The organism is Bradyrhizobium sp. Leo114 (assembly GCF_055229415.2).
In genome coordinates this window covers 354990-379655 of the sequence record NZ_JBUYEN020000003.1, presented here as the reverse complement: position 1 = coordinate 379655, position 24666 = coordinate 354990, and the positions used below count along the sequence as shown (strand labels likewise).

Genomic DNA, 24666 nt, shown 5'->3' with positions numbered 1-24666 from the left:
CGATCGCCAAATCGCCCCAGCCCCACCTCCATCGACATACGACCGCTCTCCACAAGACCGCCTCCCGCCAGGGAATCAGTCTTCGCCGATCTTCGCAACAAAGATGTGTGCATTAGATAGCCGGTGACCGGGCTTTCTTGCCACCGTCGCCTCTCGCGCGAACTGTTCGCGCGAAAAACTTAGCGCCAGCGTCGGGGCGCCAGGACCACACGACTTCGCCGTCCGCGAGTGCCACGCTCGTCAGTCGTGACACTCCCGTCCACCGCATCTCACCGCAACGTTCGTGACGATCGCGACCCGCCCCTCATCTGGGTGAGACGCGCGGAGTTAAATCACTGATTTGCCCGACGGCGAAAGTGGAATGTTTTTCGCGCGAGGGCTGGACAGACTTTCGGTGATTTGCCCGTCGGGTTGATTTGTCGCACCGAAAGTCGCCACGTCGTCATTGCGAGCGCAGCGAAGCAATCCATCGCGCCGCTTGTGGAGACATGGATTGCTTCGCTCCGCTCGCAATGACGGAAAGTACGGCACCCGTGGGCGCGTCAGCGCAAACGCGGACAGATCAATAACAATACGGCACGCCATCGAGCACCGGGCAGCGCGCCCGCCGCGGGTCGCTTGGATTCTCCATCGGCACAACGCCGTTGCCCTTGCCGACGAACACGCCTTGCCCGACCCTGACCGAGGACCGGTTGCCGACGATCACGCTCGGATGCGGCGAGGTCAGGCTCGAGCGCGTGCCGTCGCTCCAGATGATGGTGTCGCCCGAAAGCACCCCGCGTCGTCCGTCGTCGCAGCTCACATCCGTCCCCGCCTTGGTGCAGCTTTGCGCCAGCGCCGGACCGGCGCCCACAACCGCCACCACGACCAGGCCGAGAATCGCAAATGCCCGCTTCATGCCGCCCTCGACCGCTGATTTGCCTTGCGGTCGTCGGCACGGCAAGGATTCGGGTTCAACAGGCCGAACCCGCGCCCCGATCCCGACCGGCAGCCCCGCCAAAAACCCAAGCTCTTCCAAAAACTTAAGGAAATTTCAGCTTCCACCCGCTCTCTCCCTTGCAAAATCCGCCCCATCCCTTCAAGAGAGGGCGCTTCCGGAGAGATGGCCGAGTGGCTTAAGGCGCACGCTTGGAAAGCGTGTGTGCGGGAAACCGTACCGTGGGTTCGAATCCCACTCTCTCCGCCATTTATGCGAGTTTGTACGCCGGACTACGATTTGGACGGTGTTGCACGCGATATCACGCCGTTGCACACGCAGGGCATTCTAGAGCTTTGCTTAGCGGGTGGTTCAAGGCAACGGTCTCGAAGTGCATAATGCAGACATCTAAAACTGTCTAAGCGGTGAACGAGAGGTGCGAACGATCTCCGCACCTCCCACCAACGGGCTTACAAAAACCCGATAGAAATCCACGGCACTACAGCCACTAGAAGTGTGCCGAGGAGTAAGGCCAGTATGTACGCGACGATCGGACCCATGCCTTCGTCGGGATGAATTCGACTGATCGCGCAGGCTGCGTAATAGCCAACGCCGAAGGGCGGGGCAAAAAGACCGATTCCCATCGCGAGAACGACGACCATCGCATAGTGGACCTCATGGACGCCCACTTGACGAGCAATGGGGAAGAGCAGTGGTCCAAAGAGCACGATGGCAGGAATACCTTCGAGTACACTCCCGAGGATGACGAACGCGATGATGGTGACGATCAGAAATGCCGGCGCACCACCGGGCAAGGAGGTCATGAACTTCGCAAGCCATGCCGAGAAGCCCGACTGGGTCAAAGCCCAGGCCATTCCCGTCGCCGCACCGATGATGAAGAGGATCGCGCCGGAGAGAGCCGCGGTCTCAACCAGCATCGGATAGAGGCGACGCCAGTCAAACTGGCGATAGATGAGAAGCCCAGCCAATATGGAATAGACGATGCCGATTGTCGAAACCTCGGTCGCAGTCGCGACCCCTTCGATAACCGCGGCGCGGATCACAAAGGGAAGGGCAATAGCGGGAATAGCAATCAGAAACGCACGACCAACTTCTCGGCCCGTCGCTCGCTTGACGTGGGATAAGTCCTGCCGACGGTATCGCCACCACACGACCGCGCACAGCCCGATCGCGAGCACGATGGCTGGCAATAACCCACCGGTGAACAGCGCGGCGATTGACACGCCGGTCACCGATCCGATCGTGATCAGCACCAAGGAGGGAGGGATCGTCTCGGTCTGGGCGCCGGTAGCCGCCAACAGTGCGACGAGGTCGCCGCGCTTTGCGCCGCGCTTGGTCATTTCAGGGAAAAGCACGGGCGCTACCGCCGCCATGTCGGCCGCCTTGGATCCTGAAATGCCTGAGACCAAGTACATCGCACCGACCAACACATACTGGAGGCCGCCCCGGACGTGGCCGAGCAGGCTGGCAAGGAACCCGACCATGGCGCGTGCCATGCCTGTCATTTCGATTAACAGACCGAGAAATACAAACAGGGGTACCGCAAGAAGGATGAGATGGCTCGTGCCTTCGTCCATGCGGCCGATGACAACCACGTCGGGCGTGCTGGTGGTCAGCGTGATATAGCCGATGGTTGCCAGGCCGAACGCGAAGGCGATCGGCACCGCCGCAAAAACCATCGCCCCGACGATGAATACAAAGAAGATCAGCAAGTTGAGATTGCCGAGCGGTTTCAGCACCGGCGCTAGTAGCGCCAGAACTGCGACCAGCGATCCCACCGCGACGACGGCCCCAACGAGGTGCTTGAGATTGGCCGTGGCCGCCAGCCTTAGGCTTGCGACGATCAGCATCAGGCCAATTCCGACCGGAAGCGCGGCCGCCCGCCAGGTGTTGACGATGCCCAGTGCAGGAGTGGTGACATAGACTTCGTCGGCCGCGAACTCGTACGCCGGTTGAATGACCAAAAGCAGGAATGCCAACGATGCGGCTGTCGCGAAAACATCGAGGAACAACCTGGCTTCAGGGCGGATCATGCCGATGACCGCCGTCATCCGCATATGTTCGGCTCGTTGGAAAGCGATAACTGATCCCAGCATCGCGAGCCATAGGAATAGAATGCCAGCAAGTTCGTCCGACCAGACAATCGGCGCCTGGAGCACGTAGCGGGAAATGATGCCGACAAAGAGGACGATCACCTCGGCAACGACGAGCAGTGCGGCAGGGACGGCGACGACAGGCTTGAGCGCGCGGTTCACGCTCACGACAATCTTTCGCCATCCGGAGGCCGGTTCGGGAAGGGCAAGAACCGCCCCTTCTATGTGTCCGTGTTCCATGGCGCTCAACCCAGCTTACCGGCGGCTTTCTCGAGCTGCGCCCATGCTTCTTCACCGAATTTGGCTTTCCAGTCGGCATAGAAGCTCGTCTTCGCCAGCGCCTGGCGGAAGACCGATCGGTCGACCTCGAGGAATTGCATGCCCTTTGCGGTCAAATCGTTGCGTAGGGACTCGCTGAGCTTCGCGATATCCGCCCGTTCATCATTCGCAGAGCGATCGAACTCGCGCGTCACGATCTCTTGTACGTCTTTCGGAAGCTTCTCGAAGGCGCGCTTGTTGCCGAGAATCCAGTAGTTGTCCCAAACATGCCCGGTCAGGCTGCAGGTCTTCTGCACCTCATACAAGCGCGCCGTCGCGATGATCGGAAGCGGATTTTCCTGACCATCAACGACCTTGGTCTGCAGCGCGGAATAGACTTCGTTGAAGTTGATCGGTGCCGGACCCGCGCCAAGAGCTAGAAACAGCGAAGTCAAATTCGGAGCAGCAGGGACCCTCAGCTTGAAGCCCTTGAGATCCTCCGGCTTCTTGATCTCGCGCCCCGAGGACGTAATGTGCCGGAAGCCGTTGTCCCACGGCTTTGACACCGCCATGATCGGCGTCTTTGCAATCTGCGCGCGGATATAGGCGCCGAGTTCGCCATCCATGGCCTTCCACACCGCATCATAGTTGGGAAATAGGAAGCCCAGGTTGACGGTGCCGGCGGCCGGTACGAGCGTGGCCAAGATCAGAGAGGAGAGGTTGAAGAATTCGACACTTCCGTTGCGAACTTGTGTCAAGAGATCGGTATCCGAGCCGAGTTGATTGGCGGGGAAAACGTTGATCTCGAGACGTCCGCCGGTCGCCTCCTTGATGCGATCGGCCGCTTCTTTGGCGCGAACGTTTACGGGATGCGTCGGGTCCTGCCCGGTCGCAAGCTTGTATGTGAATTCTGCCGCCGCAGCGGGTCGTGTGAGGATGGCGCAGAACGGGACGGCCGCGCCGGCCAAGAGTAATTTGCGACGACTGATGGCGATCGGTTTACGTTGGGTCATGGGTTCCTCCTTGTTAGTGCGAAGTGGTCTATTCACCGGTAGCGGGACATGATTGCAGCTTCGACCGGCTCTCGGACGCCGGGTTCGGGTAGCAGCCATCCTTCTGCGCGGTGGGGCCGCGCAGCCGATGTTTTTTCGCAGTCGAACGTGACGAAGGGACGATGCGCGCTTAGCGCAGCCACCCCTTGATCTGCCGCGAGACTTCGGCAGTGGAAATTCCGTAGCGATCGTGCAGCGTGGGGAGCGCCCCTGCGGCAAGAAACTCGTCGGGTAGCGCGACCTGACGGAAGGCAGGATGGACTCCCGAACGCATCAGCAGAGCCGCAACCGCCTCCCCGAGGCCGCCGATGGTGGTATGATTCTCGGCGACGACAACGAGGCGACCGGGCTTGCCGGCCTCGCGCAGGATCGCTTGCTCATCGAGCGGCTTGATGGTCGGAACATGCAGCACGGCAGCATCGACTTTGTCGTCAGCAAGCGCTTTGGCGGCTTCCAGCGCGCGCATGGTCATGATGCCCGAAGAGATGATCAGGACTTCCCGCCCGTCGCGGATTAGCGACGCCTTGCCGAGCTCGAAGCGGTAGTTGTATTCGTCGAGCACAAGCGGCACCTGGCCGCGCAGCAGTCGCATGTACACCGGTCCCCGATGAGCGGCGATGGCCGGAACGATTTGCTCGATCTCATGAGCGTCGCAAGGATCGATCACCGTCATGTTCGGTATCGCGCGGAAGAGGGCGAGGTCTTCCGCCGCCTGGTGGCTTGGGCCGTAACCGGAAGTGAGGCCGGGCAAGGCGCAAGCGATCTTCACGTTGCGGTCCTCTTCCGCAATCGTCTGATGAATAAAGTCGTAGGCGCGTCGCGACGCGAACACCGCATAGGTCGTCGCAAAGGGCATGAAGCCTTCGGCCGCCAATCCAGAGGCGGCGCCGAACAGCAGTTGCTCGGCCATGCCCATCTGGTAGTAGCGATCCGGAAACTGCTTCGCGAAGATATGCAGGTCCGTGTACTTGCCGAGATCGGCCGTGAGCCCGACGACCTCCGGCCGGCTCCGCGCCAGTTCGACGAGCGCGTGGCCAAACGGCGCAGGTTTGGTCCGTTGGCCTTCGGCCGCGATCGACGCGATCATTGCAGAGGTAGTGAGCCGCGGTTTCCCGGGGCTAGCTGGGGCTGCCGATTTCATGACCTGTCTCCCGCATCGAGTTCTGCCAGGGCGAGCTGCCATTCGTGCGGCTCAATCCGGATGAAATGGTTCTTTTCGCGCTGCTCCAGGAAAGGAACGCCCTTTCCCATGAGGGTGTCGGCGACGATCACGCGCGGTTGCGGTTCGGGGTGCGAACTCGCTGCGTCAAAGGCCGCCACGACGGCGTCGAGGTCATTGCCGTCGACCCGGCCTACGAACCAGCCAAAGGCTTCGAGCTTGTCGACCAACGGCTCGAATCCCAGCATCTGCTTTGAGGGGCCATCGGCCTGCTGATTGTTAACGTCGATGATCGCGATCAGATTGTCGAGCTTGTGGTGTGCTGCCGACATCATCGCTTCCCACTTCGAACCCTCGTCGAGTTCTCCGTCGGAGAACAGTGTGAAGACGCGACTTTTGGAGCCCTTTCGCTTCAAGCCGAGACCCATGCCGACCGCGATACTTAGTCCGAGCCCCAGTGACCCGCCGGACATTTCCATGCCGGGCGTGTAGGAGGCCATGCCAGACATTGGAAGACGGCTTTCGTCGAAGCCGTACGTCTCCAGCTCGGCTTCCGGGATAATGCCGGCCTCGATCAGTGCGGCATATAGGGCGATGGCGTAGTGGCCGTTGGAAAGAAGGAAACGGTCACGATCTTCCCAGGTGGGCTCCTCGGGCCGGTAGCGCATCGCGTGAAAGTATGCGACCGCTAGCACGTCGGAGATGTCGAGAGCCTGCGCGATGTAGCCTTGGCCTTGCACTTCGCCCATGAGCAGGGCGTTACGGCGAATGTTGCGCGCACGCTGTGCAAGGGTCGGCGTGTTAACAAATGTATTCGTGGACATCCTTCTCTCCATCGCTTCTCTCAGTGAATGAGCATCCCGCCGTTGACGTCGATCACCGCGCCGGTGACGTAGGCGGAAAGGTCCGAAGCGAGGAATGTGTAGATTCCCGCAACATCCTTCGCTTCCCCGAGCCTTCCCAGCGGAATGCCTTCCAGAATCTTCGCCCTCATTTCGTCAGTGAGCTTGCCGGACGTGATGTCGGTGCCGATCAATCCCGGCGTGACGCAGTTGACGCGAATTCCATCGGCGCCAAATTCCCGCGCCATCGCCTTGGCAAGCCCAAGGACGCCCGCCTTTGCTGCCGAGTAGTGCGGTCCACCGAAAATGCCGCCACCGCGCTGGGCTGATACGGACGACATGCACGCAATGGATCCGGACCTGCGCTTCTGCATGTGCGGAATCACCGCCTGAGACAGGAACAGTATGCCCTTGAGATTGACGTCCTGAATCCGGTCCCAGTCGCCCGGCTTGATGTCGAGGAACTTCACCGGCTGGGTAATACCAGCGTTGTTGATCAAGACGTCGATCTGACCGAAGACGCTGGCGACGGTTTCGACCGCTTTCAGGCAAGCGGCCTGGTCGGCGACGTTGCAAGCCACTCCAATATGAGCGTCGCCCAGATCTTTTGCGGCGGCTTGCGCGGCGGGGCCATCGAGATCGAGGATACCGACGCGAGCGCCTTCTTCGGCAAACCGTCTGGCGGTCGCGAGGCCAATTCCGCGCGGCGAAGCCGCACCTGTAATAATGGCTGTCTTGCCGCGAAGCAGCATTCGATCCTCCCTGTGTCTATTCTTCCAAGGCGCTGCGGTAGGCAGCCGGTCCTCTTCACCCCATTCCTAGGTCCGAGGCGCTGCAGGGACAAACGCGCTGTTGTCTTGGATATGTGAATCTGGTTCACTCATAGGCATGCTGCTGTCGAGCATCCCGATCTCGGCGATCCGAGCCTTCGAGGCGGCTGCGCGCACCGGCTCCTTCAGCAGCGCGGCCGACGAACTGCATTTGACTCCGAGCGCAGTCAGTCACGCCATCCGCAAGCTCGAAAGCTCGATGAGCACCACTCTGTTCGAAAGGAGTGCACGTTCCGTCCGTCTGACGCCGGCGGGCGAAAACCTGATGCGTCACGCCGGCGCGGCTTTTGACAATCTGCGCCGTGGCATCGAAGAGGTTGCCGGTCGCGGGCCGCAGCTCTTGAGGGTGCATTGTGCGCCAAGTTTCGCCGCGCAATGGCTGGCCCCGCGATTGACAAAATTCCTCGCTGCCGAACCGCGGCTCGAAGTGAGGCTTGCCGCCAACACCGACTATGCTCGGTTCACCAATGACGACTTCGATCTTGACATTGTTTATGGTCAGCCGCGCGGCGAAGGCGTCGATGTGATACCTCTTGGGGAAGAAACTGTTACCCCGCTTTGCACGCCTGAAGTCGCGAAAAAGATTCGCAAGCCAAAGGATCTTTTGGGCGCGGTGCTCATCCGTTCAGACGTTAAGCAAGTGCAGTGGCATCAATGGTTCACTGCGAACGGACTTGAGCCGCCGGCCATCCACGGAATGCGTTTTGATCGCAGCTTCCTCGCGATAGCCATGGCATGCGGCGGTGTCGGCGTTGCTTTGGAATCGACTCGTCTGGCCGAGCGTGAAATGGCATCTCGCAGATTGGTGGCGCCGTTGGTCGGTCGTTCTGTCGACATTCGATACGTCGGCCATCATCTGGCATTTCCGCGTGCAAGTCGGCAACGCCGCGCCCTGCGAACGTTCGTGGATTGGATCACGTCGGAACTCGCGCTGGCCGATAAGGGTTAGTTCGAGTTGAGTTAGGAAAACCCGCTGGCCATCTGCCAGCCGGTGGCGCAGTGCGCTCTCGCCGCTGTGCATCAATTCCGATCATCGCGCGGCGGCTGCCTTCGGAGGGCAAATGGTCGCCCGACATGCAAGGGACAACGCATCCGACCAGTCCCAAGGATCGTGTTTTGCAGCATCTGTGACCTCGCCGCCACGCTCATTCATACGCCGCACCACGCTGCGTCGCGAAACTGGCATAAGGTACTGTTGTCGATGAAAAGATCTATCAGCGGAAAGAGATTCTGTCGGAGACAAAATACTATCTTCCAGCGTAGCTTAGAGTGTGGGTTTTGGTCTAGGAAAGACAGAAACGCTTTATCTTTCAATGGGGATTGACTGACACTCTCTCCGCCATTTACACGATTTTGTACCCCAAACTACGATTTCGCGCGCTGGGGTTCGTTAGTTGTGCCGAATGCACGCCAGTGGCTTGCATGAGGGACTCCAAGTGATCGTCCCATCAACAAGGATGTGGACGCGCCGATCTTCCAGGTGCCGTTGGGGCGAAGCATCAGCGGCAAATCTTTGGGCGCGATACCGAGCCGTTCGACTAGCTCGCGACCATCGGGCCGTCCGGGTTTGCCGCGCGTTCGTCTCTTCATCGACTCGGTTGCCGCTGTTCTCGGCCCCGGACGGCGTCTTTGGCGGTTGTGCTAATCGATGAAGGCCGCAAGCTCGTCCGGTGTCCCTGAGGGGAAGGCTTCCTTGAGAAAGTCGAGGAACGCGGATACGCGAGCGCTCAGCAATCGGCGCGATGGATAGAGTGCCCAGAGGACGATCTCCGGTCCGTCGACATCACCCCAGTGGACAAGCTTGCCGGCGGCCAGATCGTGACTCACGAGCGACACAGGAAGGCGTGCGGCGCCCACGCCTGCGCGGACCGCATCGCGGACCATGACGATCGACGACAGGCGAAGCACCGGGGCGGTCGTGATCCGAGAGTTTCCGCTTGACGACTTCACATCCCATGCGGATGTCAGATCGCTCACCCCGCGCACCACGGTCGGAACGGCAAGATCGCGCGCAGGACGACTTAGGTCGGGGCTCGCCACCACCACCAGCCGATCACGCATCAGGATTCGTCCGACAAGGGTTTCGTCCGGATCCGGATTGACCCTGATCACCAGGTCATAGCCTTCCTCGATCATGTCGACGGCGCGGTCTTCCGTCGTGACCTCGAGCCGAACCTCCGGGTATCTCAGCGCGAACGCGGCAGCCAGCTTTCCCATCGCGGTCTGCGAGAAAAGCAGAGGCGCGCTGACCCGTAACCGGCCTCGCGGCTTGTCCCCGCCCGAAGCGATAGCCGCCGCCGTCTCGTCGAGCTCGGCGAGCAATGCTCCTGTCCGCTCAAAAAGCGCTCGACCTTCCTGAGTAAGCTTCAGTGTGCGCGTTCCGCGCTCGAACAACCGCAGATCGAGGCTGCTCTCCAGTTCCGAGACTCGGCGGGAGAGCGTCGCTTTCGGGCGGCCGGCGGCCCGGGCGGCCCGTCCAAAGCCTCCATGGCGGGCGACGAGGTTGAAATCGGCGAGGGCCAGCAAATCCATTCGTTCCACCAGTGAGACGATCTGTCTAAATATAGCGTCTATCTGGCTGAATTTGGATCACTAATTTGCGGGGTGTCTCAACCCACCCGGAGTGATCCCCATGACCATCCTCGTTACCGGCGCCACCGGCAATGTCGGCCGCCACGTCGTCCAACAACTCGTCGAGCGCGGCGCCGATGTCCGTGCCCTCGTGCGCGATCCTGCAAAGGCCAACTTCCCGGCAAGCGTTAACGCCGTGAAAGGCGACCTGCTGGACGTCGACTCGCTGCGCAGCGCGTTCTCGGGCGTCTCGACCCTGTTCCTGCTCAACGCAGTGGTGGCGGACGAATTCACCCAGGCGCTGATCGCGCTCAACCTGGCGCGAGAGGCCGGCATCGAGCGCATCGTGTACCTGTCGGTGATCCACAGCGACGTCTACGTGAACGTGCCCCACTTCGCCGGCAAGTTCGGAGTCGAGCGGATGATCGAGCAGATGGGCTTTAGGGCCACCATCCTGCGCCCCGCTTACTTCATGAACAACGATCTCACGATCAAAGACGTCATGACTGGCTACGGCATCTACCCGATGCCGATCGGCAGCAAGGGCCTCGCCATGATCGACGCGCGCGACATCGGCGAGATCGCTGCTATCGAGCTCGTCCGCCGCGAGACGTCCGTCGCGTCGCTTCCGCTCGACCGGATCAATCTCGTCGGTCCGGATGTGCTGACCGGCGCGAAAGCTGCCGCCATCTGGTCGGAGGTGCTGGGTCGCACGATCGCATATCCGGGCGACGATACCGCCGGCTTCGAGAAGAACCTGAGGCAGTTCATGCCGAGCTGGATGGCCTTCGACATGCGGCTGATGAGCGAGCGCTTCCTCACTGACGGGATGATCCCCGAGGCCGGCGACGTCGAGCGTCTGACCGCTCTCCTGGGCCGTCCGCTGCGCTCCTATCGCGACTTCGTCGCCGAGATCACGGCCGCTGCCTGATGGCAGCGGCTTCACCCAAACGCGACAACCAAGGAATACGACCATGATCCATTCGACCGCCACCGTTCCGGTGAATCCGAAAGGCGAGATTCCGCTGACCCGCGCGCAGGTGTGGGAGGGCCTTGTTCTCAAGGCCCGCGACGCCCGGCTGTTTCTTCCGCCCAATCTCTGCACGCGTTGCGAGGTGGTAGAAGAAAGCAAGACGCACATCGTGCGTGAAGCCACGATCGCCGGCGACGATCTGCGCGAGATCATCGCCTTCGAGTCGGAGAAGAAGGTGACCTTCTTCCAAGCCACCGGCCCGCGCGAAGGCGCGATCGTCAACGAACTCTTCGAGGACGAGGTCGGCGCCCTGCAACTGCGGTTCTATTGCTACACGGGGCTGCGCGGCAAGAAGCCGAATGGCCCCGAAGAGCAGGCCGAGCAGGCGCAGTTTGACAGCGACAAGGGCTACAAGGCCGCCCTGCTGTCCACGCTAAAGCGGACCCGCGAATTGCTCGCGGAAACCAAGCTCTGATCATCACCGAACACCGAAACCGCGGCACGACCTCCTGAGAGGCGTCCCGCCATTCAAGGAGGCATCCATGAGCAATCCCACGAACGACAGCACCAGGACTTCCCCATCGAAACTGTTGGTCCTTGGCGCGACCGGCGGCACCGGACGTCTGATCGTCAGCCAGGCGTTGGCGCGCGGACATCAGGTCACCGCGCTGGTGCGTTCAACCCAGAAGGCAAGCGATCTGAAAGGCGCCAAGCTCGTCGTCGGAGACGTCCGCGACGAACAAGCGTTGCGCGAAGCCCTCAGGGGACAGGACGCCGTCGTGAGTGCGCTCGGCACGCCGGCAAGCCCCTTCAGCGAGGTGACGCTGCTCTCGACGGCAACGCGCGCACTGGTGAGCGCGATGAAGGCCGAGCACGTGTCCCGCCTGGTTTGCATTACGGGGATCGGCGCCGGCGACAGTGCCGGACACGGCGGCTTTCTCTTCGACAACTTGATCTTTCCGCTTCTCCTGAAGAAGGTGTACGCCGACAAGAACCGCCAGGAAGCCATCGTCAGAGACAGCGGGCTCGACTGGATTCTCGTTCGGCCCTCCGTCCTGAATGACCAGCCCAGCCGCGGTTCGGTCCGGGCCCTGACGGATCTCTCCGACTTCCATGGCGGAAGCATATCGCGACAAGACGTTGCGGCGTTCGTCCTGGATCAACTGCGAGCCGATGTCTGGCTGCATCGTGCTCCGTTGATCACCTGGTGAACGCGATTCCGCACACCGTCTGGTCCGGAACGCGTACGAGTGCGCGGAATGCGGGCTTGACTATGCTGGCGTTCATGATATGGGGCGCGCCAAGCGGGGTCGGCATCATTCTGCGCGTGGAAGCCATCATCCCCGTAGGCGACATGCTGCTCATTCTTGCAGAAGGCCCCACGAAAAGCGCCTTCGGTATGCACGGTCTCACGGCCGTGATCATGGTCGAAGTGCTAGAGTTGGAGGCAATGCATCGCCGCGAGCAACGTGGCGCTTTTCTCGGCTGGAGCGGTTTGCTGTCCGACAGAAAGTCGATAATATAGCGATAATACGTGAGTTTTGGTATCAGGAAGGGCTCAGTGACCAAGGAACGAGAGTTGCCTCTCATCGCCCTTCGGGCGTTCGCCGTCGCCGCACGTGCGCACAGTCTGAGTTCCGCGGCGAAAGAACTCGGGGTGACTCACGGAGCGGTTAGCAAGCAAATTCGGTCCCTCGAGAGTTGGCTGGGTCAACACGTATTCACGCGTGAGGGAAGGGGCCTTACGCTGACCCCCTATGGCAAGATACTCGCAGAACAGTTGGGGCAATCCTTCAAGGATATCGGAGCCGCTTGCGAGTACGTGAGACGCCAGCGAAGCAAGACGGTTCTTGCCATAGAGGCACCCTCCACATTCGCAATGTACTTTCTGATGCCCCGATTGAGACGCTTCGAGGTGCGCAATGCCAACGTGTCGGTTTGGATTTCAACGCGCATGACCGGCGAGACCCCCGACATATCGGCCAATGATTTAGTGATAACGAGAGGCACAGCGGAGCGGATTGGATCGTACCTCAAGGATACCACGGCACTTTTCACCGAGAACCTTACCCCTGTCAGCGCGGAGGTCCTCTTGCAACGTCGCCCCGTTAAGAAGCCGGCTGATATCCTCAAGCATTCTCTGATCACATCGGCAACGCGTCCGGGGCACTGGGAAGCGTGGCTGCAGGAGGCCGGGGTCCGCGATTATCTGCTTGAAGGCGGCCACCGATTTGATCACATGTTCGTCGCGATGCATGCGGTGCGCGAAGGATTGGGGTCGATTGTAGCACCCAAAGAGTTCTTCGCTGGCCCGAGCAGATGGAAGCTGCGCTGTCCGCTCCCAGGCATCGCTGTGAAAGGAGAGCAGTACTTCGCGCATTCTACTTCGAGAGCTGATCCGCGACATGTCAATCGCGTCGTGGATTGGCTGAAAGAAGAGATCGGGAAGTAGCGCACCCACGAAACGTGCCGGTCAATCTTGTCCGGCGCCGGCGGATTTCTGCGTGCCAGAAGATTGAGTTCGGACGTCTCTCCGCAAAACGATTTCGCGGATGTCCTCTGCTGGCTGGGACAGTTACTAGAACTCACATATAGGTGCATTTAATTCGATTGAAACTCTCGCTCGCGAGCGGGAATGTGCCGCCATGCACGATTTGCCCACCCGAGCCTTATCCATGAACCAACGCCTCGCGCCCTCGCAGAATCCCGCTACGGGAGTCGACGTGAACGGAAGATTTTATGCTGCGCCCAAGCGTCCCACCGTCGTGGTGTGTGTCGACGGTTTCGACCCCGCTTATCTGGAGCATGGCATTGCGAACGGCACGTTGCCCACGATGAAGTCCTTCAAAGAACATGGCTTTGTTGCAATCGCGGATTGCTCGATGCCGAGCACGACGAACACCAATAATACGTCAATCGTCACCGGCGTGCCGCCGGTCGTGCATGGGATCAACGGAAACTATTATCTCGATGCGGAAACTGGCAAGGAGATCATGGTTACCGACGCCAAACGCCTTAGGTGCGGCACCATCCTCGGTGCATTGAGTCGGGCTGGCGTAAAGACGGCTGTTGTGACCGCGAAAGACAAGTTGCTGAAGGTACTCGCTTACGAGATGAAGGGGATCAACTTTTCCTCGGAGTACGCAGGCAAAGCCAATCTGAAGGAAAACGGTATCGATAACGTCGAAGAATTGGTGGGGCGCACTACGCCGGACCAATACTCGGCAGATCTCTCGCAGTTCGTCTTCGACGCCGGTGTCAAGCTCCTGGCGACTGAGCATCCAATGCTCATGTACCTGTCGACCTCCGACTACGTCCAACACAAACATGCGCCGGGCGAGCCCGAAGCTGACGCGTATCATCAGGCTGTCGACGAGGCGATCGCGTCCCTCATCTCGCTTGGAGCAACTGTTGCGATTACTGCAGATCACGGAATGAACGACAAGTCTGCCAAGGATGGCACTCCCAATGTCGTGTACCTCGAGGACGAATTGAACTCACGGTTCGGCGACGGCTCGGTGCGCGTGATTTGTCCGATTGCGGATCCATTCGTTCGTCATCACGGGGCGCTCGGTTCCTTTGTTCGGGTGCACCTGCGAAAGCCTGGCGATGTCCACGCGATGATTGCCTTTGCCAAGACGTTGCCGGGAATCGAACTCGTCTTGGATAAGCAGCAGGTATGTAGGCAGTTCGAACTGCCCATCGACCGTGAGGGAGATTTTGCGGTCTTCAGCGATCGGCACACCGTGGTGGGCGCTCGACAGGAGGATCATAATCTCAGCCAGTTGGCCGGCCATCGGCTGCGCTCGCACGGTGGCCTCGGCGAGCAGAAGGTGCCGTTCCTGATTTCGCGTCCGATCAGCGAGCAATACAAGGAAAAGGCAAAAGCCGGACCGCTGCACAACTACGACATTTTCGATTTCGCGCTGAACGGAGTTGTCGACTAGACAGCAAAGCGCCAATCGAGAGCGGCGGTCCGTAGCTGCGCGAACCGCTGATCGTTCCGTCCGTCAATGTCTATCCCTACAAGCACGCGATAGGCTTCCCAAAGGTTTTGCAAGGCCGTCCGGCGCAACACGCAGGGGTCGCCCACGTTGACCCACGGGCGCTTGCGCCTTGCTCACATCGGCGCTCGCCAGCCGGCCGACCTGGACAGCGCCCGCCAGCTGCGTGCGTCAATCGGCGTGCGTCGCTTTAGGGACGAACGCGGATGATCGTCTTCCCCTTGCGTCGCTCGGTCGGGTTTAAGGCGGCGACGGCATCCTCGAGGGGCGAGACGTTGCCGATGTTCGTCCGCAGTCGTCCGTCCCGCACCCGCTGGACGATCTCACTCAGTTGGGCACGATCGGACTCGACGACGAAGTCGACCGCGAGGCCGTCGGCGGGCCGTGCCTCGGCCGGCCCGACGATAGACACCAGCGTTCCTCCGGCTCGAATCAGGCCTGCAGACCGCTTCCCGATGTCGCCGCCGATGACATCGAACACGAGATCGACTCCGCCGACGTCTTCCAGGGCGTCGTTGTCGAGGTCGACGAACTCCTTCGCGCCGAAGTCGAGCACCGTCTGACGGTCGGCGGCGCGTCCGGTACCGATGACGTAGGCGCCGGCCTCTCGTGCGAGTTGCGTCACCATCGACCCGACTGCGCCGGCCGCACCGTGCACGAGGACGCTCTGCCCCGCCTGAAAGCGGCCGTGCTCGAACAGTCCCTGCCACGCGGTCAGCCCCGAGATCGGCAGGCTCGCGCCGACTGTGAAGTCGACATCGCCCGGCAGCGGCGCGAGGTTGCGTGCCTCAATCGCCACATACTCGGCCAGCGTGCCGTCGCGATACCAGTCCGCGAGGCCGACCACCCGCTGTCCCACCGACAGACCGGTCGTGCCATATCCGAGAGCGGTGACCACTCCGGCCAGCTCGTGCCCCAGGATCGACGGTGTTCGATCACGGTCGAGGCGATCGGTCCAGGTCGAGGGCCACGCCAGCTCAGTCGGGACGAATCCCGACGCATGAACCTGAACGACGACGTCGTTTATCGCTGCCTGCGGCTCGGGCCGCTCCACCAGCGTCATCCCGGCCGTTCCCGCCGCTTGGTCCGTCACAACGATCGCTTTCATGATAATTTTCTCCTCGGTCATTTGTCTCTTTGGCTCGGGAGCGTGGACGCGCCGGCTATCCACAAAATGTCAGCCATTGTCGAAGTCCGGTCTCCATCCCTGCGATCTGCGCTGTCTGCATTGACCGGGGTTCCCACCAAGCCTGATGCATCGGGATCGCTCCGGTCGCCGGTGTTGACGAATAGATGCGTTGCGGCTGGTCATAAAACAGTACCAAGATTGCCAATTTTGGCTGTACCATCGCGCAACGGCTGGCCTCCGCATCCGACTTGATCGTGCCAGAAGGACCCCGCTGGCTGCCCAGATCTGCTGGCTGCCCAGATCTATTGCGCGGTCAGAGAGGGTATCGAGAACGGGCGGCTCACCTCGGGCGCGCGGTCACCCTCTTGGCGCGATCTGGCCGCTCAGCTCGGAAGGACTTGATGTCGCCGCTGGTGTCCAGACCGCCGGTGGAGCGACATTGCCAGTTGTAACGCCAGGCCAGCAGGCACCGCTCGGAATGACGATGTCGCTGCCGCGGCGGCTTGCACTGATCGCCTGGGCTCGGCGGAACGACGCCTGGATCATCGAGGACGATTACCTGAGCGAACTGCAGCTGAAAGGACGGGCGGCTCCGGCTCTCTCTCGACGGCCGGGAGCGAATAATATTTCGACCTTCTTGCGCTGTCGTCGTGATGCTCGACCCAATCCAGGATTTGGCAAGCGCCGCGCCATGTCGCGGGCTCTTCATGAAGCGAGCGAGGTACCTTTCGAGCAGGCGGGCAGCAATGTCGATTGTTCAGACAAGAAGCCGCCGCGCAGGCCATTGGAACAAAAGCATGCAATGTCGGTTGGCCACCAGTTGTCCAAGGAGGAGAGCAATGGATTGGAATCGCGTTGAGGGCAATTGGAAGGAAATGAAAGGTAAGGTCAAGGAGCAGTGGGGAAAGCTCACCGATGATGACCTCGACGTCATCGCGGGAAAGCAGGACCAACTCGAAGGTCGTTTGCAGCAACGTTACGGCTATGCGAAGGACCAGGCCAGAAAAGAGATCGATGACTGGTACGGTCGTCAGAAGTGGTAACTTCAAGAAGCCCCGCTTTTGCGGGGCTTTTTTGATCGGAGGTCCAGGGTTTCGACGTCCTTCAGGACAGGAACAAAATGTCGCACCGGCACGTTCTTCATCTGTAATCGGAATGGAGGAATGAGATGAGGAGCTACCTTCTTGCCGCCGCCTTGATGGTGTCGTTTGCCGCCCCCGCTTTGGCTGAAGACGTTGGCGTTGGGGTTCAAACCGGACCGGTTGGCGGAGGTGTCACTATCGGTGAGCCTCGCGATCATCGCGACCGCGATCGGACTACCGTCATCAAAGAACGTGAGCCTCGCGAGACCGACAGGACAACGGTCATCAAGAAAGAAAATGAGGACGGATCTCGCGAGAAAACCGTCATTCATCATGACAACGACTGACCGGGCGACTGGTGAAGACGGCCGGCAACAGCCGTAGAAAATTGGAAAAGGCGATCGGGCCATCAAGCGGGCATTCTTGGATCCGCAAGATACTGCCCGGCCCTTCAACTTCTGAAAGAGCCTCCGCTGCCTAGCGGGGGCTTTCTCATACGAGGCGGCATGGTCGTACAAGCGCTTGGTCGGAGGTCGGACCCGTGCGATTCCGGTCCACGACGAAGTGCGCTATCATCCGATTCGAGCGCGGCCCACGCCTCCCCCCTCCGATCGGGAAAGTATTGTTCATACCGGGCTACCTGATCATCGAACCGACTGTTCGAGCGCCAAGCATAAGGAGGGATTGCGAAGATTGCTCGCAATAGGAGGTTGCCGATGAAGCTGTCTGCGCCGATCTACCATTTGAAGCGCAAAGCCAAACGACTATCCCGCGAGGAAGGTATTCCACTCCATGTCGCGCTGAATCGCATCGCCCTTCAGGAAGGCTATCGCGATTGGAGCCTGCTTGCGGCGAAGCTGTCCGCGTCCAGGCCCGCCGGCAAGCTGCTTGCTCGGTTGAAGCCTGGTGACCTGGTGCTAGTGGGCGCGCGCCCGGGCCAGGGAAAGACGCTGATGAGTCTTGAGCTCGCCATTGAGGCCATGAAATCCGGCAATCGCGCCGTGTTCTTCACGCTGGAGTATACCGAAAGGGACGTTCTGGATCGCTTCCAGGCCATCGGCGCGGAGTACGCGCGGTTCGACGGACTGTTCGAACTCGACTGCTCCGACGCGCTAAGTGCCGATTACATCACGAGGGTGTTGGCGACGGCAGCTCGCGGCACCCTGGTGGTGGTGGACTATCTGCAATTGCTCGATCAGAAACGTGAACACCCGGGATTGGCCGAGCAGGTTCGCGTGCTGAAATCGTTCGCGCGGGAGCGGGGGCTGATCATCGTCTTCATCTCGCAGATCGATCGCTCCTACGATCCGGCGAAGAAGACGTGTCCTGACATTGGCGATGTCCGGCTGCCTAATCCGCTGGACTTGCGGCTGTTCAACAAGACATGCTTCTTGAACAAAGGCGAAGTCCAGTTCCGGGCGGTGAGCTAGCGCGGGCCAATCCGGTTCTGCTCCTGTCGTGTGCCAAATCGATCGTGCGCGACAGGGGCTGCAACGCCCCGTTGCTCCGTTTCTGATATCGCCAGTCGTGTTCACGCCTTCGGCAGGCTCGGCGGAAACCAATCGTTAGGATTCGGTCGGGTCCGCTTTTTCCGGCTTCGATTCGTTCTTTGAGAACGAAATGAAGTCAGATGCAGAACAGTCAAAGACAGGTGCATGGCCCGCAAAACAGCGCGCCCCGCCGCGGGCGTGCTAGTCGCCTCTCTTGCATTCACTCTCGCGCGCAACCACTGTCCGGCAACGCGCTAAGGGGCGGCCGCGATGGCTTCGATCTCAATAACGAATTCCGGCCGCACCAAGCCGGCCACCATTATCAGCGTCGTCGCCGGCGGCGTTCCCGGAAACTGCCGGTCGCGCGATCGCCTGTAGCCCTCCATGTGCTCACGGGCCGTCACATAGACGCTGAGGCGGACGACGTTCGCCAGCGTCATCCCGTCCTCGGCAAGGATCGCCGCAATGTTTGCGAAGCAGAGATCGGCCTGCGCTTCGCTGTCCGCGGGAATCCTCTCATCTGGAGCGATGCCGAGTTGCCCCGCAGTGATCACCAGCCGGTGGCCCGCCGGCACGGCGATCCCGTGGCTGTATCGCGCCAAGGGCGGTCGAATCGACGAGGGAGACAGTGCACGCATGGCGACCATCCTGAATGGAGACAAAGGGCAGATGATGCAGCCAATGTTAGTCAAAGCTGCGACGCAGCGTCAATGAGATGACGCCGCCACGTTCGGCGGAAACCAATCGTTAGGACGCTGTCCGGACCGATGTTCGCGGCTTCGATTCGTTCCTTGAGAACGAAATGAAGTCAGATGCAGAACAGTCGAAGGCAAGATGCATCGCGACGGAAAACAGCATGCCCTGCCGTTGGCGCGCTAGTCGCCTTTCTTGCCATCGCTCGGAGGCGCAGGCCTCGGTGGCGGTGGGCTGCCCACGCTGCCGGGGGTACCGCCGGTCCGGGCTCCAGGTTTGAGTGGCGGCGCGCTTCCGCCCACGGCGCCTGTTGCAGCGGCCGGGTCTCCAGGCCGGGGCGGCGGTGGACTGCCGACGCCTTGCGCAAACACCTGAAGTGGCGCGAGTGCGAGAGCTGCGGCAATCAGCATGGAGAGCTTACTTTTTGACATTCGCTTCTCCCAATGATGTCCCACGATAACCTTCAGGCCAGGTGCGAAGTTCCTCATCGACCCATCCGATCGATCTCCGCCGCAGCGAGTTGCGCGATATGCAGATCGATCTCCGCCATCGGATCGCCGTCGCCCAAGTACCAGGCTGCAGACAGACCGGTCCAAGCAAGGATCCAGCGAAGCAGGCGAAGCCGGTCGAGCTTTGCGGCTTCTGCGACGATGTCCAGACGCCGTGCAAAGCGGCCCGGCACGGTGGCCACCGGCCGCGTCGAGTCGGCGAGATCGGGATTGGTGAAGATGTTGGCGAAGTCGAAGCCGCGCTCGCCCATGATGTGCTTGGGATCAATCGCGAGCCAGCCGCGCGCGCCAAAGTCCAGCACGTTGTCGTGGTGCAGATCGCCATGCAGGACGACGATGTCGCGCTGATCGCGGAGCAGGGCTTCGGCCGTCTCGGTGCAGCGGGGAAGAATCCCGCCGTAGGTTCGCGCGGCTGGCGCGAGTTCGCGAAACCATTGCGCCAGCGGTATCAGCTTCGGCAAGGCCTTGGCGCGGGGCGCATGAAGGCGGGCGGCTGTCCGGCACAAAATGCGGCAGGCCTCATCGTCCTGTCCCGTTCGGGCCATGTCGCTGAGAGAGGCCGGACCGGTGGCGCGCTCCAGCAGCAGCGCGTGTTCGTCGCGTGCCAGCACGCAGGCTGCGCCGTCTCCATCCCACCATTCCATGACTGCGCCGCCGAGGCGTTCGTCCTCCTCGAACGCCAGCTTGAGCATGGCGGGTTCGCCGTGCCGCAGCACCGGCAGCAGCCGCGCTGCATGGGTGACAATGGGTTCGCCATCACGGACGAGGCGCCAGTTTGAGAGATATGAATCGAACATCCGATGAGCGTATAGCGGCGTTTATCGTGTTGTTCACGCGGTCGTGTAGAGGTAATTCATCGTTATTTTCGCACGAGCGCGATGCATTCTTTGCGCCGCTTGGCGACGCGCCGATTTCTGCGATTTACGCACAAGTCTTTCAAGCGCGGCGCGCTTTTTCCGAAACGGTGTTCCGCGATAGCTCTGCTGTCAGATCAGTTGCAGCCATTGCGAGTCAGGCGGGCATGTCCCTCAAACGATTACCAGAACCACGCTGTTGCGTGGGCGATGATTGCTGCCGTGATCCTCACCAAGGCAGTTACGGAGAAACAAGATGAACAGCCTCAAGATATCAGTCGCTTCGGCCATGATGCTTTCGGCTTTGGCGGCGGCGCCGGTGTTCGCGCAGCAAGCGATTCAGGAGCCCGGCCTGCACGCATTCTATCATCCCAACTCGGATGTGCTGAATTCGGGGGCGAGCGCAAACAAGCTCGTGAATGACGCCAGCGCCTACGCGGCAATGGAAGGCGGTCGTGCTTCGCAATGCGCGCCGCGGGTTCGGTCTCAGAAATCCGGATCGCGAGCCGTTGCTGCAGCGGACAATCGGCAGCTTCGCTGCGACTGACGCATCGTCCATCCTGAATGTCGAACGACAGTGCGGGTTCGCTTCGGCGGCCCGCGCTTCACACGCTGAGAACCGGAGCGCTTTGGTCGCTTCCCTGGTTCCGGATCTCGCCCGGGTCCTCGGAAAGCAAAGCGCGAATTTCTCGCAGCTCTTCCAGGATGAAATTCAGCACCACGCGCGTGCGCGGCGCAAGATGTCGGCGTGAGGAGTAGACCAGGCTGAGCGGAATGTTCGGCGACGGGAAGTTGTTCAAGACGCGGATAAGCTGGCCACTGCGCAGATCGTCGAACACGTCGACCAGCGTGAGATAGGCAATCCCGTATCCGCCTCTGGCGGCCAGATGCACAGCGCTGCCGTCATTGGCGAGGAATCCGCCCGACACGCGAAATTGCTGGGTGCCTTCGTTGGTCACGAACGTCCACATATCCGAATTCTGGCTGGTGGCGTGCACGATGCAGGTGTGCTCTGCAAGTTCGGCGGGCAAGGAAGGCTCGCCATGCTTTTCGATATAGCTCGGCGCCGCCACGGCGACGCGCGAAATCGTGCCGGCGTGACGAACGACCAGCGATGCATCTGATATCTCGCCGGCGCGCATCGCTAGATCGAGACGATCTTCGATCATGTCGCCGATCCGATCGCTCACCACGAGCTCGACCTTCAGTCCCGGGTGATCCGCGAGCAACTCGGGCAGACGCCGCGCGAGGAAGCGACCTGCGGTCCCCGTCACGCCGACGCGGACCAGGCCTATGGGAGAGGCGCTCTGTCGTCCCACGGCGGTCAGCATGCCCTCGACGCCGTCCAATATCGGTCGCGCGAGGAGGACAAGCATCTGTCCGTCATCGGTGAGGCTGATCTTTCGCGTGGTGCGATGGAACAAGCGAACGCCAAAGTGCTCTTCGAGCTGCGAAATCTGGCGGGCGACCGCGGCCTGGCTCACATCACGCTCGCGCGCGACGGCGGAAAACGAAAGAACTTCCGCTACGCGTACGAGGATGCCGAGGCTGCCGAGAAGGTCCATCGCCGGTGCGCCTGTTCTCTAAGGCTCTGCCACCTGCAGACGTGCTTTCTCCAGCCTTTCCTTAAGAGAGAATAGTTTTCCACTGAGTTCATCGAGTTCGCCGGGCGCGAACTCCGCGAAGATAAATTCAATCAATGAATCTCGTCGCGGTGCCAGTCCTTCCAGATGCTCCAACGCTCGATGCGTCAGCGACAGGTTGACGATTCGTCCGTCTCGTCGCGACGTCTTTCTCTGGATTAAGCCCTCTTTCTCAAGGATTTTTGACTGCGTTGTGACAAACGATGCTTCGACGTTCAAAATTTTCGAGACGTTGCCGACGGACAACCCGTTGTCGTCGTTGGCATCGGCGAGGATCAGCATGATCTTCCATTGCGGGCCGGTGATTCCGAGCGTTTTCGCCCAGGACTGATAGAGTTCATCAAGAGATGCGTGGAGCGACGCGATTTCCCGACCAAACTGTCGAATAGAGTCTCGCTTCCTCATTGCGAATACATCTGCTCCGTTCATTGGTCATGTCACCGAGTGTAGCTTGGCTGCAACAAGATCGATTTTGTTGTCATTTGATAATGGTGTTATCTAGATCATGACAAATAAGTTCGTTACTTATGCTCGGGCAAGGGGGCTGGTTGGCTCGACGCGATAAATTTTCCGTCAGCTTGAGACACTTGTAATTGGGCATTACGCGAGAGCGATGGGTCTCAGGCCGCTCGTTCCGCTTCGACTGACACCAGTCCGTCAGATCAGGAGGTTGCAATAAAATGACTGTCGTTAGGACATTCGTACTTGGTGGGGCCGCAAGCCTCATCACTCTGGCGGGCGCGCAAGCGGCCGATCTTCCGGTGAAGGCGAAGGCCGTCGAATATGTGAAGGTTTGCTCGCTGTACGGCGCCGGCTTCTGGTACATCCCGGGCACCGACACCTGCATGAAGATCGGTGGCTATCTGCGCGTGGACGCGACCTTCAACGGCGGCATCCATGGCACCCCGGCGTGGAACGGCGATATCGGTCAGGGGAACCGTTATCGCGATTACTTCGCCGCTCGTTCCCGTATGGCGCTGACGATCGATACCCGCACCGCCACCGAATATGGCGTGGTCCGCACCTTCGGTCAGGCCGACTTCCAGTTCTCGACGCTCGGCGGCAGCACCTACAACCCGAACTCGATCAATACCGGCCTGCCGGTTGCCGGCTCGCAGTTGCTCGACACTCCCGGCGGCGGCTACGTCGCGGTCGAATACGTCTTCATTCAGTTTGCCGGTTTCACGTTTGGTAAGTCTGCTTCCGCCTACGCTACTCCGTGGCAGGGCTTCCCGGGCAACATCAACTCCAACCTGCTCGGCGGCCAGAACACCGACACCGGTGTGAACAACATCCAGTACACCGCGCAGTTCGGCAACGGCATCTCGGCCAGCATCGGCTTGGACGATCCGACGGTCTGGGATCGCACCGCGGTCTACAACCTGTCGCTGCCTCTGAACGCGACGTTCAACACGGGCAACGCCTATGCGGGCGTTCACGCGCCTGACGTGGTCGGCAACATCCGCGTCGACCAGGCTTGGGGTCTGTTCCAGATTTCGGCCGCGGCGCATGAAGTGAGCGGCTCCTACAACACGCTCAACGCACTCGGCGCACCGGCCGGCGGCGTGGGTCTGCCGGGTGCGGCACCGACCGGAGCGTCCGAGCTTTCCGGTCACCCTGACACCAAGTGGGGTGGCGCGGCGATGATCGGCGTGAACATCAAGAACATCCCGACCGGCCCCGGCGACGACATCAAGTTCGACGTCAGCTACGCCAAGGGCGCGACCAAGTACGTGATCTCCACCTCGTCGTCCTCGCCGAGCTTTGCGATGTTCGGCGGCGGCGGCGCGGGCGCCTATCAGAGCATCGGCTTCGGTGCCACCACCGACGGCGTCTACCTGCCGGTCGCGGCCGGTGGCGACGGATCGTTGCATCTGACGGAAGCCTTCGGCGTCCGCGGCGCCTTCAACCACAACTGGGATCCGTACTGGTCGACCAGCCTCTTCGGCAGCTATTCGGCGGTCCGGTATGATGGTGCGGCGAAGGCGTTCATGTGCCTCAACTACACCACGCCGGCCAAGGCGGTCAGCGCGAATTACGTCTGCAACCCCGACTTCAACGTCTCGCAGCTCGGCGCGGTCACCCGCTGGACCCCGGTCAAGAACCTGACTTTCTCGGCCGAATTCCAGTGGTTCCACCTCGACCAGAGCTTCCAGGGCTCCGCCGTCCTGGGCCCGTCGGCGCCCAAGCCTTCGGCCCGCTACGAGTTCAAGGACCAGGATACCTACCTGCTCCAGCTCCGCGCGCAGCGTAACTTCTGAGGACAAAGAGCCGCAGCGCAGCTCGTCTGCGGCTCCAGATCATGATCCGATTAGACCAATCGGATCATGGTCCATCTATCTGTTTGAGCATGATCTTTTCGGAAAACCGGTTTCCACTTTTCCGGATGATGCTCTACCAACGTCAACAGGGACCTGCCGCAAACAGATCTTCGTGTTGACCTCCAGGGACCTCCGGCGATGCCCCGCCGGAGGTCTTTCCTTTGAGATGACATATTATTCACGTGACATGGTGTCCGCGCGACATATTGTTGTTGCGCGTGTTCCG

Annotated in this window: 24 protein-coding genes, 1 tRNA gene and 1 pseudogene; 14 read left to right on the top strand and 12 right to left on the bottom strand. The window is 60.7% G+C overall.

Translation table 11 applies throughout. The annotated features are described in order from the left end of the window. Positions 1 to 562 precede the first annotated feature (562 nt). Positions 563 to 898 carry a hypothetical protein gene (locus ACZIRK_RS06025; protein WP_130226746.1) on the bottom strand — a complete coding sequence of 112 codons (336 nt, stop codon included), beginning with the start codon at positions 896 to 898 and terminating at the stop codon, positions 563 to 565. Positions 899 to 1096: 198 nt separating this feature from the next. Here ACZIRK_RS06025 and ACZIRK_RS06020 point away from each other — a divergent pair. Then, a tRNA-Ser gene (locus tag ACZIRK_RS06020) sits at positions 1097 to 1186 on the top strand. A gap of 200 nt (positions 1187 to 1386) precedes the next feature. Here ACZIRK_RS06020 and ACZIRK_RS06015 read toward each other — a convergent pair. From ACZIRK_RS06015 to ACZIRK_RS05995, 5 genes are all read right to left on the bottom strand, one after another. Then, positions 1387 to 3270 carry a TRAP transporter large permease gene (locus tag ACZIRK_RS06015; RefSeq protein WP_165435280.1) on the bottom strand — a complete coding sequence of 628 codons (1884 nt, stop codon included), beginning with the start codon at positions 3268 to 3270 and terminating at the stop codon, positions 1387 to 1389. Positions 3271 to 3275: 5 nt separating this feature from the next. Further along, positions 3276 to 4301: a TRAP transporter substrate-binding protein gene (locus ACZIRK_RS06010; RefSeq protein WP_130226744.1), complete on the bottom strand. Its 1026-nt coding sequence runs from the start codon at positions 4299 to 4301 to the stop codon at positions 3276 to 3278. Between the two features lie 169 nt (positions 4302 to 4470). Then, the gene (locus tag ACZIRK_RS06005; RefSeq protein WP_463327065.1) at positions 4471 to 5481 is read right to left on the bottom strand and encodes a transketolase family protein; all 1011 of its coding nucleotides are present in this window, start codon (positions 5479 to 5481) and stop codon (positions 4471 to 4473) included. Further along, positions 5478 to 6323: a transketolase gene (locus tag ACZIRK_RS06000; protein WP_130226753.1), complete on the bottom strand. Its 846-nt coding sequence runs from the start codon at positions 6321 to 6323 to the stop codon at positions 5478 to 5480. The genes ACZIRK_RS06005 and ACZIRK_RS06000 overlap by 4 nt, the downstream gene beginning before the upstream one ends. A gap of 20 nt (positions 6324 to 6343) precedes the next feature. Continuing rightward, positions 6344 to 7093, bottom strand: coding sequence for an SDR family NAD(P)-dependent oxidoreductase (locus tag ACZIRK_RS05995; protein ID WP_463327064.1), 750 nt, complete (start codon positions 7091 to 7093; stop codon positions 6344 to 6346). A 139-nt stretch (positions 7094 to 7232) separates the two neighbouring features. Between ACZIRK_RS05995 and ACZIRK_RS05990 the strand changes: the two genes are divergently transcribed. Next, on the top strand, positions 7233 to 8120 hold the full coding sequence (locus tag ACZIRK_RS05990; protein WP_130226752.1) for a LysR substrate-binding domain-containing protein: 888 nt from the start codon (positions 7233 to 7235) through the stop codon (positions 8118 to 8120). A 692-nt stretch (positions 8121 to 8812) separates the two neighbouring features. Here ACZIRK_RS05990 and ACZIRK_RS05985 read toward each other — a convergent pair. Continuing rightward, on the bottom strand, positions 8813 to 9703 hold the full coding sequence (locus ACZIRK_RS05985) for a LysR family transcriptional regulator (RefSeq protein WP_130226740.1): 891 nt from the start codon (positions 9701 to 9703) through the stop codon (positions 8813 to 8815). 100 nt (positions 9704 to 9803) lie between these two features. Here ACZIRK_RS05985 and ACZIRK_RS05980 point away from each other — a divergent pair, with 100 nt between their 5' ends. The 6 genes and pseudogenes from ACZIRK_RS05980 to phnA all read left to right on the top strand — a co-directional run bounded on the left by ACZIRK_RS05980 (position 9804) and on the right by phnA (position 14662). After that, the gene (locus ACZIRK_RS05980; RefSeq protein ID WP_130226739.1) at positions 9804 to 10673 is read left to right on the top strand and encodes an SDR family oxidoreductase; all 870 of its coding nucleotides are present in this window, start codon (positions 9804 to 9806) and stop codon (positions 10671 to 10673) included. A 43-nt stretch (positions 10674 to 10716) separates the two neighbouring features. Then, positions 10717 to 11190: an SRPBCC family protein gene (locus ACZIRK_RS05975; RefSeq protein ID WP_130226738.1), complete on the top strand. Its 474-nt coding sequence runs from the start codon at positions 10717 to 10719 to the stop codon at positions 11188 to 11190. 67 nt (positions 11191 to 11257) lie between these two features. Continuing rightward, entirely contained in the window at positions 11258 to 11926 is a 669-nt protein-coding gene (locus ACZIRK_RS05970) for an NAD(P)-dependent oxidoreductase (RefSeq protein WP_130226737.1), read from the top strand. A gap of 50 nt (positions 11927 to 11976) precedes the next feature. After that, a pseudogene (locus tag ACZIRK_RS05965) lies at positions 11977 to 12150 on the top strand (DUF4267 domain-containing protein); the annotation flags it as partial. 126 nt (positions 12151 to 12276) lie between these two features. Continuing rightward, complete coding sequence (locus tag ACZIRK_RS05960) at positions 12277 to 13167, top strand: LysR substrate-binding domain-containing protein (RefSeq protein ID WP_028166607.1); 891 nt, start codon at positions 12277 to 12279, stop codon at positions 13165 to 13167. A gap of 223 nt (positions 13168 to 13390) precedes the next feature. Further along, positions 13391 to 14662, top strand: a complete 1272-nt coding sequence (phnA, locus tag ACZIRK_RS05955) for a phosphonoacetate hydrolase (protein ID WP_130226735.1) — start codon at positions 13391 to 13393, stop codon at positions 14660 to 14662. A gap of 247 nt (positions 14663 to 14909) precedes the next feature. Here phnA and ACZIRK_RS05950 read toward each other — a convergent pair whose 3' ends face one another. Continuing rightward, entirely contained in the window at positions 14910 to 15827 is a 918-nt protein-coding gene (locus ACZIRK_RS05950; protein ID WP_130226751.1) for an NADP-dependent oxidoreductase, read from the bottom strand. Positions 15828 to 16326: 499 nt separating this feature from the next. On the opposite strand from ACZIRK_RS05950, the gene ACZIRK_RS05945 reads away from it, so the two are divergent. The 4 genes from ACZIRK_RS05945 to ACZIRK_RS05930 all read left to right on the top strand — a co-directional run bounded on the left by ACZIRK_RS05945 (position 16327) and on the right by ACZIRK_RS05930 (position 18360). Further along, positions 16327 to 16707, top strand: coding sequence for an aminotransferase-like domain-containing protein (locus tag ACZIRK_RS05945; protein ID WP_207231044.1), 381 nt, complete (start codon positions 16327 to 16329; stop codon positions 16705 to 16707). Beyond that, positions 16688 to 16891 carry a CsbD family protein gene (locus ACZIRK_RS05940; RefSeq protein ID WP_028166602.1) on the top strand — a complete coding sequence of 68 codons (204 nt, stop codon included), beginning with the start codon at positions 16688 to 16690 and terminating at the stop codon, positions 16889 to 16891. Before ACZIRK_RS05945 ends, ACZIRK_RS05940 begins: the two co-directional genes overlap by 20 nt. Before the next feature lie 125 nt (positions 16892 to 17016). Further along, complete coding sequence (locus ACZIRK_RS05935; protein ID WP_130226734.1) at positions 17017 to 17277, top strand: hypothetical protein; 261 nt, start codon at positions 17017 to 17019, stop codon at positions 17275 to 17277. Positions 17278 to 17646: 369 nt separating this feature from the next. Continuing rightward, the gene (locus ACZIRK_RS05930) at positions 17647 to 18360 is read left to right on the top strand and encodes a DNA helicase (protein WP_463327070.1); all 714 of its coding nucleotides are present in this window, start codon (positions 17647 to 17649) and stop codon (positions 18358 to 18360) included. 314 nt (positions 18361 to 18674) lie between these two features. Here ACZIRK_RS05930 and ACZIRK_RS05925 read toward each other — a convergent pair whose 3' ends face one another. Together ACZIRK_RS05925 and ACZIRK_RS05920 are read right to left on the bottom strand one after the other, a co-directional pair. Further along, positions 18675 to 19058, bottom strand: a complete 384-nt coding sequence (locus tag ACZIRK_RS05925) for a RidA family protein (RefSeq protein ID WP_028166599.1) — start codon at positions 19056 to 19058, stop codon at positions 18675 to 18677. A gap of 539 nt (positions 19059 to 19597) precedes the next feature. Further along, entirely contained in the window at positions 19598 to 20419 is an 822-nt protein-coding gene (locus ACZIRK_RS05920; RefSeq protein ID WP_463327063.1) for an aminoglycoside phosphotransferase family protein, read from the bottom strand. Positions 20420 to 20686: 267 nt separating this feature from the next. Here ACZIRK_RS05920 and ACZIRK_RS05915 point away from each other — a divergent pair, with 267 nt between their 5' ends. Continuing rightward, complete coding sequence (locus ACZIRK_RS05915) at positions 20687 to 20899, top strand: hypothetical protein (protein ID WP_130226732.1); 213 nt, start codon at positions 20687 to 20689, stop codon at positions 20897 to 20899. Positions 20900 to 21081: 182 nt separating this feature from the next. Here the strand turns inward: ACZIRK_RS05915 and ACZIRK_RS05910 are convergent, their stop codons facing one another. Continuing rightward, the gene (locus tag ACZIRK_RS05910; protein WP_063623407.1) at positions 21082 to 22041 is read right to left on the bottom strand and encodes a LysR family transcriptional regulator; all 960 of its coding nucleotides are present in this window, start codon (positions 22039 to 22041) and stop codon (positions 21082 to 21084) included. 18 nt (positions 22042 to 22059) lie between these two features. Next, complete coding sequence (locus ACZIRK_RS05905) at positions 22060 to 22548, bottom strand: MarR family winged helix-turn-helix transcriptional regulator (RefSeq protein ID WP_130226731.1); 489 nt, start codon at positions 22546 to 22548, stop codon at positions 22060 to 22062. 251 nt (positions 22549 to 22799) lie between these two features. On the opposite strand from ACZIRK_RS05905, the gene ACZIRK_RS05900 reads away from it, so the two are divergent. Next, a complete protein-coding gene (locus tag ACZIRK_RS05900) occupies positions 22800 to 24380 on the top strand; it encodes a porin (protein WP_130226730.1) in 1581 nt (526 codons plus the stop codon). Positions 24381 to 24666: the final 286 nt, after the last annotated feature.